We start from the raw sequence: 17,185 nt of genomic DNA, 5'->3' as shown, positions 1-17,185 counted from the left end.
CGCGGCGCAACGGGAGCCCGCAACGCTGTCCATCTGACGCCACGTCAGCTAACGTCCCCCTTCGCCACGTCCGACCCGGCGGAGGGGGATTTCCCATGGCCTTCACGGTGGCCCGCTTCAACATGGTCGACCCGGCCGCGACTCCTGAGACCCTCGCGGCCCGCTACCGCGCGGCCCTGGAGATGGCCGCGTACGCCGACGACCGCGGCGTCGACACGATCCAGACGGAGGAGCACCACGGCGCGGACAACAACTGGCTTCCGTCCCCGCTGACCTTCGCGGGGGCCGTCCTCGGCGCCACCCGGCGGCTCGCCGTCACGGTCTCCGCGGTCATCGGTCCGCTGCACGATCCGCTGCGGCTGGCGGAGGACATCGCCGTGCTCGACCTGATCGGCAGAGGCCGGCTGGTCATGGTCGCCGGCATCGGCTACCGGCCCGAGGAGTACGAGCAGCTGGGAGTGGCGTGGGCCCGGCGCGGGGCGCTCCAGGACGAGCTGCTCGAGACGCTGCTCGCGGCGTGGACCGGCGAGACTTTCACCTACCGGGGCCGGACCGTGCGGGTCACCCCGCGCCCGTACACCCGTCCGCATCCGATGCTGCTCGTCGGCGGGTCGTCCCGCGCGGCGGCGCACAGGGCCGCCCGGTTCGGTCTGCCGTTCTTCCCCAGCGCGCATCTGCCGGAGCTGGAGGCGTACTACGAGGCCCGGCGGGCGGAGTACGGGACGGAGGGCTTCTGCATGATGCCCGCGGAGAAGACGCCGCTGCTGCACATCTCGGAGGATCCGGACCGCACCTGGGCGCTGTACGGGGAGCACTTCCTGCACGAAGCGCGGACCTACGCCTCCTGGCAGTCCAAGGACATCCGCTCCGCGGTGCGCTCCGGTGCGGCCACTGCCCCGGAGCTGCGCAGCGAGGGCGTCTACCGGATCGTGACGCCGGACGAGTGCGTGAGCCTGGGCGCCGAGAGCCTGGTGCTGCATCCGCTGTGCGGCGGCATGCCGGTGGACGAGGGATGGCGCAGCCTGCAGCTGCTGTGCGAACACGTACTGCCCCGGCTCACGCGCTGAGCCGGGGCAGTTCCGTGGCGAGGAGAGAGGCAGCGGGGATTAGCCCATCTCCTCCAACGCCTTGCCCTTCGTCTCCTTGACGTACCTGAGTACGAAGGGGATCGAGAGCACGGCGAAGATCGTGTAGATCACATACGTGCCGGACAGGTTCCAGTCGGCGAGGCTCGGGAAGCTCGCGGTGATGGTCCAGTTGGCGATCCACTGCGCGGAGGCGGCGACGCCGAGGGCGGCGGCGCGGATCCGGTTCGGGAACATCTCGCCGAGAAGGACCCAGACCACGACGCCCCAGGAGAGCGCGAAGAAGAGCACGAAGACGTGGGCGGCGACCAGGGCCACGAGGCCCTGGGTGTCGGGGAGCTTGCCGTCGACGAGGTCGGCGGAGAAGGCCCAGGCCTCGAAGGCCAGTGCGATCGCCATACCGGTGGAGCCGATGAGTGCGAGTGGCCGGCGGCCGATCCGGTCGACCAGCACCATCGCGATCACGGTGCCGACGATGTTGATGATCGACGTGGTGAACGAGTAGAGGAACGAGCTGGACGGGTCGACGCCGACGGACTGCCACAGGGTCGCGGAGTAGTAGAACGCGACATTGATGCCGACGAGCTGCTGGAAGACCGAGAGCCCGATGCCGACCCAGACGATGGGCAGGAGGCCGAAGCGGCTGCCGAGCAGGTCCTTGAAGGTGGACTTGTGCTCACGGTGCATCGCGTGGTCGATCTCCCGGACGCGGGCGTCCAGGTCGACGCTCTTGCCTTCGACGTCGGCGAGCACCTGCTTCGCCTGGTCGACCTTGCCGACGGAGATCAGGAAGCGCGGCGACTCGGGGATCGCGAAGGACAGCAGTCCGTAGAGCACGGCCGGGACGACCTCCACACCCAGCATCCACTGCCAGGCCTCGAGGCCGGCGATGTCGCCGCGCTGCTCGCCGTCGGCGAACTGGAGGATGCCGTAGTTCACCAGCTGGGAGACGGCGATGCCGATGACGATGGCGGCCTGCTGGAAGGAGGCGAGCCGGCCGCGGTAGGCGGGCGGGGAGACCTCGGCGATGTAGGCGGGTCCGATGACGGAGGCCATGCCGATGGCGAAGCCGCCGACGGTCCGCCACAGGGCGAGGTCCCAGAGCGCGAACGGCAGCGCGGAGCCGATGGCGCTGGCGATGAAGAGCACGGCCGCGATCTGCATGCAGCGGATGCGTCCGATGCGGTCGGCGATCCGGCCGGCGGTGGCGGCACCGACTGCGCAGCCGATCAGGGCGATGGCAATGACCTGGGCCAGCGTTCCCGAGCCGATGTCGTAGCGGTCCCGGATGGCCTCGACGGCGCCGTTGATCACGGAGCTGTCGTAACCGAAGAGGAAGCCGCCCATCGCGGCGGCGGCCGTGATGAAAATGACATGCCCGAGATGTTCGGGGTGGGCCGAGCGGGCTCCCGGTGCCGGTGGCGGCTGCGCGGTGCTGGTCACGTGTACTCCTGAGGCCGTCCGGCAGCTTCGCCGGGCGTGGGGGGCGAGCCCTTCCAGTGGGGCACAGCGTCGGGGGGCGCACCACTTGAAGGTAAAAGCAACGTTGCAGAGACTATGCCTTCAAGTTTCGAAGTCAATACCCTCGTTCGAATCTTCCTTGGGTGGCGACCTATCGACTTGCCTTCAAGTTTTGAAGAAGTGCGCTGGGAGCGTCTTGGCTCAGCGAAGGCGCTGGCTGATGACCTTGGAGACGCCGTCGCCCTGCATCGAGACGCCGTAGAGCGCATCCGCGACCTCCATGGTCCGCTTCTGATGCGTGATCACGATCAGCTGCGAGCTCTCCTGGAGCTCCTGCATGATCCGGATCAGGCGCTGGAGGTTGGTGTCGTCGAGGGCAGCCTCGACCTCGTCCATCACGTAGAACGGGCTGGGCCGCGCCTTGAAGATCGACACCAGCATCGCCACGGCCGTCAGGGACCGCTCCCCGCCGGAAAGCAGCGACAAGCGCTTCACCTTCTTGCCGGGCGGCCGCGCCTCGACGTCCACGCCCGTGGTGAGCATGTTGTCGGGATCGGTCAGCACGAGCCGCCCTTCGCCGCCGGGGAAGAGCCGGGAGAAGACGCCCTCGAACTCGCGGGCGGTGTCCCGGTACGCCTCGGTGAAGACCTGCTCGACGCGCTCGTCCACCTCCTTCACCACCTGCAGAAGGTCCGCACGGGTCTTCTTCAGGTCCTCGAGCTGTTCCGACAGGAACTGGTGACGCTCCTCCAGCGCCGCGAACTCCTCCAGGGCGAGCGGATTCACCTTTCCCAGCTGCTGATATGCCCGTTCGGCCGACTTCAGGCGCTTTTCCTGTTCGGCTCGGACGAAACGTCGGGGCTGGTTGCGAGGATGCTCCGGATCCTCCGGCAGTTCCTCGCCCTCGGCCGGCGGCGAAGGGGGCACGAGCTGGTCAGGACCGTACTCGGCCGCCAGCCCGGCCGGTTCCACGCCCAGCTCCTCCAGCGCCTTCGTCTCCAGCTGCTCGATCCTCAGCCGCTTCTCGGCGCCCAGCACCTCGCCGCGGTGCACCGAGTCGGTCAGCTTGTCGAGCTCGGCCTTGAGGTCGCGGCCGGTGCTGCGGGCGGCAGCCAGCTCCTGCTCGCGCTCCGCCTTGGCCGACTCGGCCGCGGCCCGCTCGGCCTCCGCCCGTACGAGCGACACCTCGACATGGGCCAGCAGCTGGCGGGCGCCGGCGGCGACGGCCGCGGCGACCTCCGCCTCGTGACGCAGCCGGTCGCGCCGCCGTTCGGCACGCGCCCGTGCCTCTCGCTCGGCGCGTGCCCCCCGGTCGAGCGCGTCCGCGCGCCCCGACAGCCCCTTGACCCGCTCCTCGTGCGTCCGGACCTGGAGGCGGGCCTCCATCTCGGTCTGGCGCGCGTTGGCGCCGTCGGCCGCGAGCCGGTCGCGCACATGGGTGTCGGGTTCCTCCTCGGCCGGAGCCTCCTCGGCGACGAGCAGTCGCTCGGCCAGCTCCTCGGCATCCTCGGTCGCCCGCTCCAGCGCCTCCTGTGCGCGGGCGGCGGCCGCGGCGGTCCGCTCTGCCTCACCTGCGGCGCCGCGGGCCTGGCCGGCGAGGCGGCCGAGGCGGCCGGAGACGGCCGACTTCTCACGGTCCGCGGCGCGCCGCCGCTCCCCCAACTCCTCGACGAGTGCGGCGCATTCGGAGCGACGGGCGGTGGCCTGCTGCTGGGCGGCGGCCAGCTCGTCGCACTGCAGGGCCAGTTCCTCGAGCTCGGCCGCCGCCTCGTCGACGGAGGCCTGCACCTCGAGCAGACTGGGAGCACCCGCGGAGCCGCCCTGGGCGAAATGCGCCCCGAGGACGTCACCCTCCGCGGTCACGGCGGTGACCCCGGGCCGCGCGTACACGAGATCCTCGGCGTCCTCGAGCGTCCCCACGACGACAAAACCCTGCAGCAGCCGCCGCACGGCGGGCATGAGCTCGGGCGGCCCGCTCACCAGGTCTGCCGCGTACGGCGGCCCGTCGGCGGACGCCTGCGGTCCGGTGGTCCCCGGCCCCATGGACTCCGGCCCCGTCGCGCCGGCGAGGAGCAGCGCCGCCCGGCCTCCGTCCTGTTTCCGCAGGAGGCGAATCGCCTCGGCCGCCGTGGCAGGGCCGGCCGCTGCCACCGCGTCCGCCGCCGCGCCGAGGGCAGCCGCCACGGGGATCTCGTGGCCGGGCGTAACGGTGAGCAGTTCCGAAGCCGGGCCGAGCAGACCCGCGGGCCGGTCCTGCGCCCCGAGAAGCGCACCGGTACCGTCCTTGCGGCGCAGGCCCAGCGCGAGCGCCTCGCGGCGGGCCGCGACGGCGGCGCGCTTGCGCTCTGCCGAGGTGAGCGCCTCGCGGGCCGTGCTCAGAGCCGTTTCCGCGTCGGCGAGTTCACGCTTCGCCGCGTCGTGGCGGTCCGCGAGCGCCGAGTCGTCGGCGTCCAGCCCGTCGACCTCGGCCTTGAGCTCCTCGTACTCCTCCTGCGCGGCGACGGCCCGCTCCTGGGCCTCGTCGCGTGCCACGGCCAGCCTGTCGATCTCGGCCTGCGCCGATGCCGCGCGCGAACGGGCCGCGTTGACCTGTCCGTTCAGCCGGGCGAGGCCCTCGCGGCGGTCGGCGATGGCGCGCGCCACGTCCTTGAGGCGCCGTTCCTCGACGGCCAGCTCCCGCTCGAGGTCGGCGCGGTGGGCGACGGTGTCCTCGAGGGCCCGTTCCGCCGCCTCCAACGCGGCTTCCAGCTCGGCCTCCTGCTCGCGGATGCGGGCGGCCTCGCGCTCCATGTCCTCCGGGTCGCGGCCCCGCCGTTCCTCCGCAGGCTGTGCGGTGGCGCTCTTGACCCGGGCGTCGGCAAGGGAGATGGTGCCCCGCACCCGCTCGGCCAGCTGGGAGAGCTCGTACCAGCTCTGCTGGGCGCGCTGCAGCCGTGGCGCCAGCCGCCGTACGTCGTCCTCGAGATCCGCCTCGCGGGTCAGCGCCGCCTTGAGCTCCGCCTCCGCGGCCTCCTTGCGCGCTTTGAGCGCTGCCTCGTCGGCGATCTCGGTGCGCAGCGCTTCCCGCATCCGTACGAGGTCGTCCGCGAGCAGCCTGAGCCGGGCGTCGCGCAGGTCGGCCTGGATGACCGCGGCCCGTCTGGCCACCGCGGCCTGCCGCCCGAGCGGCTTGAGCTGGCGACGCAGTTCGTCGGTGAGGTCCTGCACACGGGCGAGGTTGGCCTGCATCGCGTCCAGCTTCCGCAGCGCCTTCTCCTTGCGCTTGCGGTGCTTGAGGACTCCGGCGGCCTCCTCGATGAAGGCCCGGCGGCCCATCGGGTCGGCGTGCAGCACGGAGTCGAGCTGGCCCTGCCCGACGATGACGTGCATCTCGCGGCCGATACCGGAGTCGGAGAGGAGCTCCTGGATGTCGAGGAGGCGGCAGGTGTCGCCGTTGATCTGGTACTCGCTGCCGCCGTTGCGGAACATGATCCGCGTGATGGTGACCTCGGCGTAGTCGATGGGGAGGGCGCCGTCGGAGTTGTCGATGGTCAGGGAGACCTCGGCGCGGCCGAGCGGCGGCCGGCCGGTCGTCCCGGCGAAGATGACGTCCTCCATCTTTCCGCCGCGCAGGGACTTGGCCCCCTGTTCACCCATGACCCAGGACAGCGCGTCCACCACGTTGGACTTGCCGGACCCGTTGGGTCCGACGACGCAGGTGATGCCCGGCTCGAACCGCAGGGTCGTGGCCGAGGCGAACGACTTGAAACCGCGCAGGGTCATGGCCTTGAGGTGCACGCCGCCGGACTCTACCTTTCACTCGCGGTTTCACCCGTGAAGGTGCAGGGCACATCAGATGTTGAAGGAAGCACTTCAGGGACTACGGGGAGCCACGGGGGCAGAGGGCGGGCCGAAGGGCCGGATCAGGGGCCGGGAGCGCAGAAGCGCAAAAGAAAGAAGGGACGCCGAGGCGTCCCTTGCATATCTTGCTGCGCGATGACTCCAGCGGCTGACCGAGCTCAGGTGAGCGCGGGCTCCGCCTGGGGTACGTCGATGTCGATGCCGTCGAGCAGCGACTCTCCAGGGTGCTGAGCGACGGCAGCGTTGAGCGCGTCGTTCTCGGACTGAATCCGTACAAGCTCGGATTCAAGGTCCTGGACGCGCTGCTGAAGCCGTCGCATCTCGGCGAGGAGTCGCGGGTCGGAACCGCCGACGTAACCGAGAAGCGCCTTTGCCATGATGGATGGTCCTCCACACTGAGTGACCGACCGATGCGGTGTGGGTCGTGAGGGATTCGCACCCGCGGTGCTCGGCAGTCCTTCGAGTACTGCTTGCCGTGCTGCGGTTCTTACTGCCGAACAGCTGAGGTGCGCGGGGCTTCCAGACTCTCACCAAAAAGTTTGACGGTCAACACGATCACACCCCGTATCGACGGGCAGCCCGGGGGCATACGGCCGCTGAACACTGCGGCGGTGCCTGACCTGCGGGGCCCTGGGGGCGTGACGATCATCTTTCCTCGCGCAGCCTGGCATGACAAGCCTCTTCTTGGCAACCACCAGGTCGTTTCTGCCGCCGGCCAGTGTTCGGGTCTCCCCTCGAGGAGCCCCCGGCGGGCACCCCGCCGGGGGCTCGTCACCGGATGGCGAAGTCCGGATATCCGCCCCGGGGCGTGTCCCAGATCTCAGTCACTCCGTCGACACGGCCGGGTGTGTCGTCGGAGCGAAGCCACTCCAGCAAACGGTGGCAATTCTCACGTGACCCCTCGGCCACCACCTGCACCCTGCCGTCGTCGAGATTGAGGGCGAAGCCGGTGAGGCCCCCGATCTCCAGAGCGTTTGCCCTGGTGAACCAGCGGAAGCCCACTCCCTGTACTCGGCCGCGTACCCAGGCGGTCAGCCGTGCGGTGTCGTTCATGGCTGCACCGTAACCGGCCGGTTGCTTTTGCATCACATCGCCCCCGGGCCGCATGGCGTACAGTCCGGACGAATCAGCCTCACTCGTACGGGTGAGTCCGTTTGACGTATACGTCGCGCACCAGGAAGGCACAGCAGATGGGTCGCCATCGACGCTCCGCCCCCGCGCCGGCCGCAACCAACCACGCGGCAGGCTCGGCAGGCAGGCACCGGGGCGGTGCCGGCCGGAAGAATCGGGCAGGCCTGCCCGTACGCACCGGCCTGCTCGGGGCCTCTGCCGCCATAGCCGTCGGCGCCGTGCTCGTCACCAGCGGCGTCCTGCCGGGCGGCGACGACAAGCACACCGTGGGCAGCAGTTCCGACGTCCGGACCGAGATGCGCAACGAGGTGCCGTCGCGCCTGCAGGCGCAGGGCGACACGAGCGCCGAGCCGACGGCCGGGGCGTCCGCCTCCCCCAGCCGGACGTCCGAGCGTTCGCAGGCTCCCTCGAAGTCGCCGTCGAAGTCGCCCTCGCCCAAGCCTTCGACGACCACCGAAACGCCGAAGAAGAGCGAGTCCCCGAAGAAGAGCGAGTCGGCCAAGCCGTCGAAGTCGCCCTCCAAGGAGACGACGAAGACCCCCAAGGCGAGCAAGACGGCTTCGGCCCCGACCCGCGAGGCCACCCGCACCCCCGAGCGCACCGCCACGCCGTCGAAGCCCGCGCTTTCGAAGCCGGCCGCGCCCTCGAAGCCCGCCCCCTCGAAGCCGGCCCCCTCGAAGCCGGCCGCGCCCGATACGGAGGCGGCCGCCGCCGCAGAGGCCGACGTGATCGACCTGGTCAACCAGGAGCGCTCGAAGGTCGGCTGCAGCCCGCTGAAGGCGAGTGGCGAGCTGGCCGATCTGGCCCGCGCCCACAGCAAGGACATGGCCGAGCGCAACTTCTTCGACCACACCGACCCCGACGGCGAAACGCCGTGGGACCGTGCGGAGAAGGCCGGCGTCCGTAGTCTCGGCGCCGAGAACATCGCGCGCGGCCAGGGCGACGCCAAGGCCGTGATGAACGCCTGGATGAGCAGCGAGGGACACCGCGCGAACATCCGGAACTGCGACTTCAACACGCTGGGCGTCGGTGCCCACATGGCCGACGGCGGCCCCTGGTGGACGCAGAACTTCGGCTACTGATCCCGCCGATCGAACAAGACGGCCCCTGACACTCGGAGGTGTCAGGGGCCCTTCGCATGGTGCCGGCGGCTCGTGAGCGGGTACGACGCCGGGCGCGAAGGCGCCGCGCTGTAGCGGCACGGAACCGGTGGAGCGGCAGCCTCCGCCGCGCGGAGGACCGTGCGTGGCAGGTCAGGAAACGGTGCGCGGCACCCGCTGGCAGCGCGGGCAGAAGTAGCTGGACCGGTTCATCCACGGGCGGCGGCGTATCGGGGTGCCGCAGCGTCGGCACGGCTCGCCCTCACGCCCGTAGGCGTCCAGGGAACGGTCGAAGTAGCCGGAGTCCCCGTTCACGTTCACGTACAGGCTGTCGAACGTGGTGCCGCCGACCGCGAGGGCCGCCGTCATCACCTCCCGCACATGCAGCAGCAACTCCACCGAGCGGGGCCGGGTGAGCGTCGCCGTGGGCCGCTCGTAGTGGAGCCTCGCCCGCCACAGGGCCTCGTCGGCGTAGATGTTGCCGACGCCGCTGATCAGCGACTGGTCGAGCAGGGCGCGTTTGACGGTGGTGCGGCGGGCCCGCATCGCGGTGTGGAAGGCGGTGTCGTCGAAGAGGGGGTCGAGCGGGTCACGGGCGATGTGCGCGATGACGTCGGGCAGGCCGTCCGGCGAGTTCTCGTGCAGGGACAGGCCGCCGAAGGTGCGCTGGTCGACGAAGCGCAGCTCGGTGCCGAGCGCGTCCGCGAAGCGGATGCGGATGCGCAGGTGCTTCTCGTCCTGTGCTTCCTGCGGCTGCACGAGCAGCTGGCCGCTCATCCCGAGATGGCCGAGGACGGAGGTGTCCGTGTCCTCGAGGGGGAGCCACAGGTACTTGCCACGCCGGCAGGCGTCGCCGACGGTCCGGCCCTTCAGCCGCGCGGCGAAATCCTCGCCGCCTGCCAGGTGTCTGCGGACCGCGCGCGGATGGAGGACCTGGACCTCGGCGATGGTTCGCCCGCTGACCCAGTTCTGCAGGCCGCGGCGTACGACTTCCACCTCGGGCAGCTCGGGCACGGGTCTCCTCGGATGACTCACACGGTGACGTCACGCAGCGTACAGGCCGGCCGTCCTCGCGGGAGCGCCGGGGGGAAGCCGTGAGGCCCCTCGCCACCGGAATCCACCCCGGGGCGAGGGACCTCACGCGAAACCGCGGACAGCCGACGGGCCGCAGGACTCAGGCGGAAGCCCGGTCCGCGGGTGCCGTGCCGGCTGCGGTGTCGGAAGAGTCGGGTGCCGTGTCGGAAGAGGTGTCGGCGTCCCCTTCCCCGGTGGCGACCCCGTTCTCGGCGGCGGCCTTGGCCGCCGCCACACGCTCGTCCGCGGCGGCTCGGATCTCCCGCCACGCGGACTCCGCCGCCTGCTGTTCCGCTTCCTTCTTGCTGCGGCCGGTGCCGGTGCCGTACGAGACACCACCGACGCGGGCGGCAGCAGTGAAGACCTTCTCGTGGTCCGGGCCGGTCTCCGTGACCAGGTACTCGGGGACTCCGAGGCCCTCGGCCGCGGTGAGCTCCTGGAGACTGGTCTTCCAGTCCAGGCCGGCGCCGAGGTTCGAGGACTTCTCGATCAGCGGGTCGAAGAGCCGGTGCACCAGCTCGGACGCCGCCTCGAGGCCCTGGTCGAGATAGACCGCGCCGATCACCGCTTCAAGGGTGTCGGCGAGGATGGATGCCTTGTCCCGGCCGCCCGTGCCCTCTTCGCCGCGGCCGAGCCGGATGAAGGAGCCGAGTTCCAGGCCACGTCCGACCTCCGCCAGCGCACGCGAATTGACCACCGCGGCCCGCAACTTGGCCAGCTGGCCTTCGGGCAGGTCGGGGTGGGTGCGGTACAGCGTGTCGGTGACCACCAGGCCGAGCACGGAGTCTCCGAGGAACTCCAGCCGCTCGTTGGTGGGCAGACCGCCGTTCTCGTACGCGTAGGAACGGTGCGTCAGCGCACGCACCAGAAGGGCGGACTCGAGTCGATACCCGAGCCGCCCTTCCAGAAGCGTGTGGGACGAGGCATTGTCCGTCTTGTTGGACTCAGACATTGCGCCTCTCACCAGCCGCTCAGACCTCGAGGACCTGGCGCTTGTTGTAGGTGCCGCAGCTCGGGCACGCGATGTGCTGCTGCTTCGGCTCCTGGCAACGCTCACACGAAACCAGGGTGGGGACCGCAGCCTTCCACTGCGACCGGCGGTGGCGCGTGTTGCTGCGCGACATCTTCCGCTTCGGAACAGCCACGGCTACTTCTCCTGCTTCTCGTCGACGCCCGCTTCGGCGCCGCCCATGTTGTCCTTCTCGCCGTCCTGAACGGTCTCGGCGAGTCCCTGCAGTGCCGCCCAACGGATGTCGACGGCGTCATGGTGGTGGTCCGGGTTCTCGTCCAGCCTGATTCCGCAATCGGAGCACAGGCCGGCACAGGTCTCCCGGCACACCGGCTGCATCGGCAGTGCGAGCACCACCGCATCACGCAGCACGGGCTCGAGGTCGAACATGCCGTCCTCGAGGAAGAGCCTGTCCTCGTCCTCTTCGTCTTCGACGGGCTCCGCAGCACGGCTGCGGCCCCGGTCGTCGCCTTCGGGGTACGTGAACATCTCCTGGAAGTCCGCGGCAACCTCTTGTTGCAGCGGCTCCAGACACCTTACGCACTCCCCCTCGGCGCTCGCACGGGCGGTGCCCGTGACGAGCACCCCTTCCATGACGGACTCGAGGCGGAGGTCCAGCTCCACCGGCGCGCCCTCCGGCACTCCGATGACATCGGCGATGCCGAGGTCCTTCGGTGCGTCCACCGTGCGGGAGAGCCGCTGCAGCGCACCGGGCCGCCGTCCCAGCTCGTGTGTGTCGAACACGAGGGGATTGCGATGGTCGAGGCGCGTGCTCAGGGGTCTTCCTGCTTTCGGTTCGTGGGGAGGGGCCGTCCCGATTCGCGGAGCGAAGCGGACAGCCGGGATCGCGGAACTACGCGCGACCGAAGAGCCAGGATACTGGAACGTCCGCCATAGACCCAATCCGGGCCGTTCAGCGCCCCTGCTCGTACCGGTTCAGCTGCTCGAGGTCGATCATGCCGGTGTCGAAAAGGCTGGTCTCGTCCAGCGCGGCGCCCTGCTGCGGCTGGGGCTGGGGCTGGTATTCGGGCTGCGGCTGCTGGTAGGCGTACGGGTCGTGCTGCGCGTACTGCTGGTCGTAGCCCTGCTGCGGATACCCGGCGTAGGGGTCGGGCTGCTGCTGGTAGCTCGCGTAGGCCTCCTGCGGGGCGTACGTGTACGGGTCCGGCTGGGGCGGGATCTGCGGCTGCGCCTCCGGCTGCGGCGGACGGTACGTGTAGGCGTCCGGTGCGCGCTCGGGGGCCGGGTCGGCGAGCTCCGCGAGACCGGCCAGATAGTCGGCGTCGCTGGTGTGCTGGTGGCCGCCGGCGGCGTCCTGGGCGGCCATGTGCGCGCCGAGGTCGTCCGTGGCGATGCGGCCGTGCAGCTTCTGGCGGCCGCGGCCGACCGCTTCGAGCGTCTTGGAGAGCACGGCCTCGAAGGCGCCGAGCTTGGCGTCGACGTACTGGTCCGCGCGCTGGATGAGCGTCTGCGGGTCGTTGCTGTGCTCGGGGGCGTCCTCGTCGGCGTAGCCCTGCTCGTCGAGTCCGGGGCCACGGCCCAGCAGCTTCTCGCGGCCCCGGTCGACGGAGCCGATGGTCTTGTTGAGGACGACCTCGAAGTTGGCGAGCTTGGAGTCGACGTACTCGTCGGCCTCCGCGCGGATCTCCTCGGCCTCCCGGCGGGCTTCGGCGAGGATGCGGTCGGCCTCGTCCTGCGACTGGCGGGCGACCTGGGTGTCGGAGATCAGAGAGCCGCGCTCGGCGTGGGCGGACTCGATGATCCGCTCGGCCTCCCGGCGGGCCTGCTCGACCATCTGCTCACGGCCGCCGATGAGCTCCTGCGCCTGGGCCAGGGACCCCGGCAGGGCCTCGTGCACCTCTTCGAGCATGGCGAGCAGCTCGGCGCGGTTGACCACGCAGGACGCCGACATGGGCATGGAGCGGGCGTTCCCGACCGCTTCGACGATCTCGTCGAGCTTCTTCTGCACGTCCACCGTGGTTCGCCACTCTCTACTGCGGATTGGAGACGGACGGGGACGACTGTACGGGCAGTCCGTGCCCGCCCGACACCGGCTGACGCGTTGTCAGGTCAGCCCTTTTCCGCGAGCCGCCGGACGAGTGCGCGGTGGACGGTGTCGGGCAGCAGGTGGGACACGTCGCCGCCCCATGCGGCAACCTCCTTGACCAGGCTGGAGGAGAGGAAGCTGTAGGTCGGGTTGGTGGGGACGAAGAGCGTCTCCACGCCCGAGAGGCCGTTGTTCATCTGGGCCATCTGCAGCTCGTAGTCGAAGTCGCTGACCGCTCGCAGCCCCTTGACGATCGCGGGGATGTCGCGCTCCTTGCAGAAGTCGACGAGGAGCCCGTGGTGCGACTCCACCACGACGTTCCCGTACTCGCGGGTCACGTCGCGGATCAGCTCCATCCGCTCGTCGACGGTGAACAGTCCCTGCTTGGACTGATTGATCATCACCGCGACGTGTACGACGTCGTACAGCTTGGAGGCGCGGGCGATGATGTCGAGGTGTCCATTGGTGATGGGGTCGAACGACCCCGGACAGACTGCTCGGCGCAACTGAAGTCCCTCGCTCTCCGGTCCGGTCATGGTGCGTCTTCGCACGTAGAGGCGGCGCGACCGTACCAAAGCGTCCCCTCGCCGTAGCGACGGGCCCGCAGTGGGACGAAGCCCTGGGGCCAGTTGAACTCCCCGCCTCTGGTGCTGCGCTCCACGGTGACGAGCGCATCGGCGGCGAGCCAGCCCTGGCGGCGGAGTGTGAGCAGAATCTCGCCAAGATCGTCGTCGGTGACGGCGTAGGGCGGATCGAGGAAGACGACGTCATAGGGGGCGTCCGGCGCCGGTCCGGTGACGATCTGTTCCGCTTTGCCGGTGCGGACCTCCGCGCCGGGCAGACCGAGCGCGCGCACGTTCTCCCGGACGACGCGGGCGGCGCGGGCGTCCGCCTCGACCAGCAGGGCATGGGCGGCGCCGCGCGACAGCGCCTCCAGGCCGACGGCGCCGGAGCCCGCGTACAGATCGGCGATGCGGATGCCCTCGAGCGCGCCGAGCTGCGCCTCCCAGCTGGAGAACAGCCCTTCCCGGGCGCGGTCGGAGGTGGGGCGGGTGCCGGTGCCTGGCGGTACGGCGAGGCGGCGTCCACCGGCCGCACCGGCGATCACGCGGGTCATGAAGGGCCTCTCTCGTCGGGCTGACGCCCCAAGTCTCTCAGCCCTTGTCGAGGTACTGCTCGCGCTCCTTGTCCAGCAAGGCGTCCAGTGCGGTGCGCAGCTCGGGCAGGCCCGTCAGCTCCGGGTCGGCTGCGACGATCGCGACCGCTTCCTCGCGGGCGGCCGCGATGACCTCCTCGTCCTCGATGACGGCGAGCATCCGCAGCGAGGTGCGCACCCCGGACTGGGCCTGGCCCAGCACATCGCCCTCGCGGCGCTGCTCGAGGTCGATACGGGAGAGCTCGAAGCCGTCGAGCGTCGAGGCGACGGCGGCCAGGCGCTGACGGGCCGGGCTCGCCTCCGGCATCTCGGTGACCAGCAGGCACAGGCCGGGGGCCGAGCCGCGGCCGACGCGCCCGCGCAGCTGGTGGAGCTGCGAGACGCCGAAGCGGTCCGCGTCCATGATCACCATGGCGGTGGCGTTGGGCACGTTCACCCCGACCTCGATGACCGTGGTGGCGACCAGGACGTCCACGTCGCCGCGGGCGAAGCGACGCATCACGTCGTCCTTGTCGTCGGGCTGCATCCGCCCGTGCAGGACCGCCACGCTCAGACCGCTCAGCGGGCCCTTGGCCAGCTGGTCGGCGATGTCGACGACGGCGAGCGGCGGGCGCTTCTCCGCCTCGTCCTCCGGCGAATTCTTCTTCGGCTTCTCGTCCTCCGCGTCACCGATCCGGGGGCACACGACATAGCCCTGGTGGCCGTTCTCCGCCTCTTCGCGCACCCGCTCCCAGGCACGGGCCAGGAAGTGCGGCTTGTCGGCAGCCGGCACCACGTGGCTCGCGATCGGCGAGCGGCCGGCGGGCAGCTGGTCCAGTACGGACGTCTCGAGGTCGCCGAAGACGGTCATCGCGACCGTACGGGGAATGGGGGTGGCGGTCATGACCAGCAGGTGCGGGGGCTGCTTGCCCTTCGAACGCAGGGCGTCGCGCTGCTCCACGCCGAAGCGGTGCTGCTCGTCGACGACGACCAGACCGAGGTCGTGGAACTGCACCTTGTCCTCGATCAGCGCATGCGTGCCGATGACGATCCCGGCCTCGCCGGTCACCAGGTCGAGCAGCGCCTGCCGTCGGGCGGCCGCCCCCATGGAGCCGGTGAGCAGCACGACCTTGGTGCCGTGGTCGGAGCCCCCCAGCATGCCGCCCTCCGCAAGGTCGCCCATCATCTCCGTGACCGAGCGGTGGTGCTGCTGGGCGAGAACCTCGGTGGGGGCGAGCATCGCGGCCTGGCCGCCCGCGTCGACGACGGCGAGCATCGCCCGCAACGCGACCATCGTGTTGTGCGTGACGGTGAAATGGTCGGTGACATACGCGTGACTCGGGTGAGCCACGCTGATGCACTGGACAGGCTTCCTGCCGACGTACTCCACCGCGCGAATTCCGCGGCGGAAGGTGTTGTACTTCGGGCGGGCGCGCAGACGGTTCATTTTACGTGACAGCCGAAACGGGGTGTATTCCTCGGGCAGAGCCACGGAAACGTAGAATGCGTCCCGCTTCGCCAGGACCCGGGCTCTTCCTCCCAGGGATCGCACCAGCCACGCCACGCCGTCGGCCAGCCGCCGGGACGCCGAGCAGAAAGAAATGCTCATACCGTCGGCGTCGAGGGTTCCGTCCGCGTCCATGAGTCCTTGCAGGATCGCCAGCCGATTCTTGATCGAGGCATTCTTGTAGGGCTCCGGCACGAACTTCTCGTGCGAGGCCGCACCCCACAACCCCATCTCACGCAGCGAAGCAATGACAGGGTTCCGGCGGTTTCCGCCCCTTGGCGCGGTCATGCGAAGTGTGAAGTCGCAGCGTGATCCTGGCACGGGTACCAAGTGACACTCGGGGGCGATGGCAGCCCGCACTGCCTCGAGGATCTCCTCGTCGACACTGGAGACACGGAGATTGTGACGGAATGATCCGTCTCCCAGGAGAACACCGAGCAGGTAGGGGTCGACCGAGAGATCCACACCGCTGTCGAGGTCGACCGGAACGGCAGCCGGCAGATACCACTTCGACGAACCGTTGGCTTTGAACGTGTCCTTCCTGATCTCCCTCGTGGTCATGGTCTTGGGCTGCTGACCGCGGTGCCAGCCGCAGCTCGTACCGACGATCCACAAATGCTCGTCATCGCATTCGACGGAACTTCCGTCCGAGAGCACAAGGCGCCAGACGTCACGCTCGCCTTGAGGAAAGACACCATCCACGACAGCGACCTCCCCAGACGGAACAACCACATCGTCGCCGCGCGCGATGTCGCCCATCCGGTGATAGCCGCTCGGCGTCAACACCAGGGAATCGAGGGGCTGTGCTTTGCCCGAGCCGACCTCGCCCTGGAGGAGGCGGTGCATCGGGTGCTCGGTCGCCAGGTCGTCGAAGATCTCCTTGCTGACCGACTGCTGGCCGTCGGTGAGGGTGAACGGCAGCCTGGCGTCGAACGCGTCGAGAAGTCCGCCGGGGGCGGGGCGGCGGGCCACCGCGGGCAGTTGGGTGTCCGCGAACCGCCGGCGGGCGAGGGCCACCTGGAGGACGAACGCCTCGTCCCACTTGAGGCGCTCCCTGGCCTCTGCGATGTCGGCCTTGGTACGCGGGCGGTGGATCTTGCGCAGCGCGTCCGGCAGGGTCGCCATGCCGCGGCCCTCGCGCAGCGCCGGAGGCAGCGGGTCGACGACGTCCACCGCCCGGTCCAGCACCGCGTCGACCGCCTTGGAGATCTTCCAGGACTCCAGCTGCTTGCAGGCGGGATAGATCGGGATGAGCTGATTGGCGAAGGCGTCCACGGCGTCGGCGGCGCTCGCGCCGCCGCTGAGCGGCTCGTACGCGGGATGCGAGAGCTGCAGCTTGCGGTTGAACACGGACACCTTGCCGGCGAACATCGCGCGGGTGCCCGGCAGCAGGTCCTTGTGCGGCTTGTGGACGCCCTTGCCGAAGAAGACCAGCTGGAGCCGGCCGCTGCCGTCGGTGATCGTCACCTCCAGGCGCCTGCCCCGGCCCTGGTTGAACGTGAGGATCCGCGCGTCGGCGACTTGGGCCACCACCGTGACGTGCTCGTCCAGCGGCAGCTCGGACAGGGAGGTCAGCTCCCCGCGCTCCGCGTACCGCCGTGGATAGTGGTGCAGCAGGTCACCGAGGGTGTGCAGGTCGAGATGCTCGGCCATCACCTTGGCGGTGGCGGCACCGAGCGTCTTCTTGAGGGGTTCGTCGAGCGCGGACACGCGATCCATTGCACACCACGCCACCGACAGCCGTCGCGCTCCTGTTGATAACTCCTGGTCAAGGCGGCGCCGCGCGCCCTACGATG

The 17,185-nt window shown here is 70.0% G+C and carries 14 protein-coding genes; 2 read left to right on the top strand and 12 right to left on the bottom strand.

Annotated elements, in window-relative coordinates; all coding sequences use genetic code 11:
- Positions 1 to 95: 95 nt before the first annotated feature.
- Positions 96 to 1,067, top strand: a complete 972-nt coding sequence (locus ACZ4SA_RS13130; protein ID WP_468273248.1) for an LLM class flavin-dependent oxidoreductase — start codon at positions 96 to 98, stop codon at positions 1,065 to 1,067.
- A gap of 39 nt (positions 1,068 to 1,106) precedes the next feature.
- On the opposite strand, the gene ACZ4SA_RS13125 is transcribed toward ACZ4SA_RS13130, so the two are convergent.
- The 4 genes from ACZ4SA_RS13125 to ACZ4SA_RS13110 form a co-directional block, all read right to left on the bottom strand.
- Positions 1,107 to 2,528, bottom strand: coding sequence for a sugar porter family MFS transporter (locus tag ACZ4SA_RS13125; protein WP_468273246.1), 1,422 nt, complete (start codon positions 2,526 to 2,528; stop codon positions 1,107 to 1,109).
- A 219-nt stretch (positions 2,529 to 2,747) separates the two neighbouring features.
- Positions 2,748 to 6,323, bottom strand: a complete 3,576-nt coding sequence (smc, locus tag ACZ4SA_RS13120; protein WP_468273243.1) for a chromosome segregation protein SMC — start codon at positions 6,321 to 6,323, stop codon at positions 2,748 to 2,750.
- 221 nt (positions 6,324 to 6,544) lie between these two features.
- Entirely contained in the window at positions 6,545 to 6,763 is a 219-nt protein-coding gene (locus tag ACZ4SA_RS13115) for a hypothetical protein (protein ID WP_215097132.1), read from the bottom strand.
- A 394-nt stretch (positions 6,764 to 7,157) separates the two neighbouring features.
- Complete coding sequence (locus ACZ4SA_RS13110) at positions 7,158 to 7,439, bottom strand: acylphosphatase (protein WP_189473382.1); 282 nt, start codon at positions 7,437 to 7,439, stop codon at positions 7,158 to 7,160.
- 137 nt (positions 7,440 to 7,576) lie between these two features.
- Between ACZ4SA_RS13110 and ACZ4SA_RS13105 the strand changes: the two genes are divergently transcribed.
- Positions 7,577 to 8,599, top strand: a complete 1,023-nt coding sequence (locus ACZ4SA_RS13105) for a CAP domain-containing protein (protein ID WP_468273240.1) — start codon at positions 7,577 to 7,579, stop codon at positions 8,597 to 8,599.
- A gap of 171 nt (positions 8,600 to 8,770) precedes the next feature.
- Here ACZ4SA_RS13105 and mutM read toward each other — a convergent pair whose 3' ends face one another.
- From mutM to ACZ4SA_RS13065, 8 genes are all read right to left on the bottom strand, one after another.
- On the bottom strand, positions 8,771 to 9,631 hold the full coding sequence (gene mutM / locus ACZ4SA_RS13100) for a bifunctional DNA-formamidopyrimidine glycosylase/DNA-(apurinic or apyrimidinic site) lyase (RefSeq protein WP_468273238.1): 861 nt from the start codon (positions 9,629 to 9,631) through the stop codon (positions 8,771 to 8,773).
- Positions 9,632 to 9,791: 160 nt separating this feature from the next.
- Entirely contained in the window at positions 9,792 to 10,643 is an 852-nt protein-coding gene (gene rnc, locus ACZ4SA_RS13095; protein ID WP_468273236.1) for a ribonuclease III, read from the bottom strand.
- A 19-nt stretch (positions 10,644 to 10,662) separates the two neighbouring features.
- Positions 10,663 to 10,836 carry a 50S ribosomal protein L32 gene (gene rpmF, locus ACZ4SA_RS13090; RefSeq protein ID WP_026165248.1) on the bottom strand — a complete coding sequence of 58 codons (174 nt, stop codon included), beginning with the start codon at positions 10,834 to 10,836 and terminating at the stop codon, positions 10,663 to 10,665.
- Positions 10,837 to 10,838: 2 nt separating this feature from the next.
- A complete protein-coding gene (locus tag ACZ4SA_RS13085; RefSeq protein ID WP_468273234.1) occupies positions 10,839 to 11,444 on the bottom strand; it encodes a YceD family protein in 606 nt (201 codons plus the stop codon).
- 169 nt (positions 11,445 to 11,613) lie between these two features.
- Positions 11,614 to 12,675: a cell division initiation protein gene (locus ACZ4SA_RS13080; RefSeq protein WP_468273232.1), complete on the bottom strand. Its 1,062-nt coding sequence runs from the start codon at positions 12,673 to 12,675 to the stop codon at positions 11,614 to 11,616.
- 95 nt (positions 12,676 to 12,770) lie between these two features.
- Complete coding sequence (gene coaD, locus ACZ4SA_RS13075) at positions 12,771 to 13,253, bottom strand: pantetheine-phosphate adenylyltransferase (protein WP_468273492.1); 483 nt, start codon at positions 13,251 to 13,253, stop codon at positions 12,771 to 12,773.
- A 26-nt stretch (positions 13,254 to 13,279) separates the two neighbouring features.
- The gene (gene rsmD / locus ACZ4SA_RS13070; protein ID WP_468273230.1) at positions 13,280 to 13,864 is read right to left on the bottom strand and encodes a 16S rRNA (guanine(966)-N(2))-methyltransferase RsmD; all 585 of its coding nucleotides are present in this window, start codon (positions 13,862 to 13,864) and stop codon (positions 13,280 to 13,282) included.
- A 37-nt stretch (positions 13,865 to 13,901) separates the two neighbouring features.
- Positions 13,902 to 17,108, bottom strand: a complete 3,207-nt coding sequence (locus ACZ4SA_RS13065) for a helicase-related protein (RefSeq protein ID WP_468273228.1) — start codon at positions 17,106 to 17,108, stop codon at positions 13,902 to 13,904.
- Positions 17,109 to 17,185 lie beyond the last annotated feature (77 nt).

The sequence above is a fragment of the Streptomyces sp. NPDC027962 genome (assembly GCF_055566095.1).
The sequence above is the reverse complement of the archived record's forward strand: the minus strand, read 5'-3'. Positions and strand labels throughout refer to the sequence as shown.

Coding starts and splice junctions, on each gene's coding strand:
- ACZ4SA_RS13130 (WP_468273248.1), top strand. CDS start 96: ATGGCCTTCACGGTGGCCCGCTTCAACATGGTCGACCCGGCCGCGACT.
- ACZ4SA_RS13115 (WP_215097132.1), bottom strand. CDS start 6,763: ATGGCAAAGGCGCTTCTCGGTTACGTCGGCGGTTCCGACCCGCGACTC.
- ACZ4SA_RS13110 (WP_189473382.1), bottom strand. CDS start 7,439: ATGAACGACACCGCACGGCTGACCGCCTGGGTACGCGGCCGAGTACAG.
- ACZ4SA_RS13105 (WP_468273240.1), top strand. CDS start 7,577: ATGGGTCGCCATCGACGCTCCGCCCCCGCGCCGGCCGCAACCAACCAC.
- rnc (WP_468273236.1), bottom strand. CDS start 10,643: ATGTCTGAGTCCAACAAGACGGACAATGCCTCGTCCCACACGCTTCTG.
- rsmD (WP_468273230.1), bottom strand. CDS start 13,864: ATGACCCGCGTGATCGCCGGTGCGGCCGGTGGACGCCGCCTCGCCGTA.
- ACZ4SA_RS13065 (WP_468273228.1), bottom strand. CDS start 17,108: ATGGATCGCGTGTCCGCGCTCGACGAACCCCTCAAGAAGACGCTCGGT.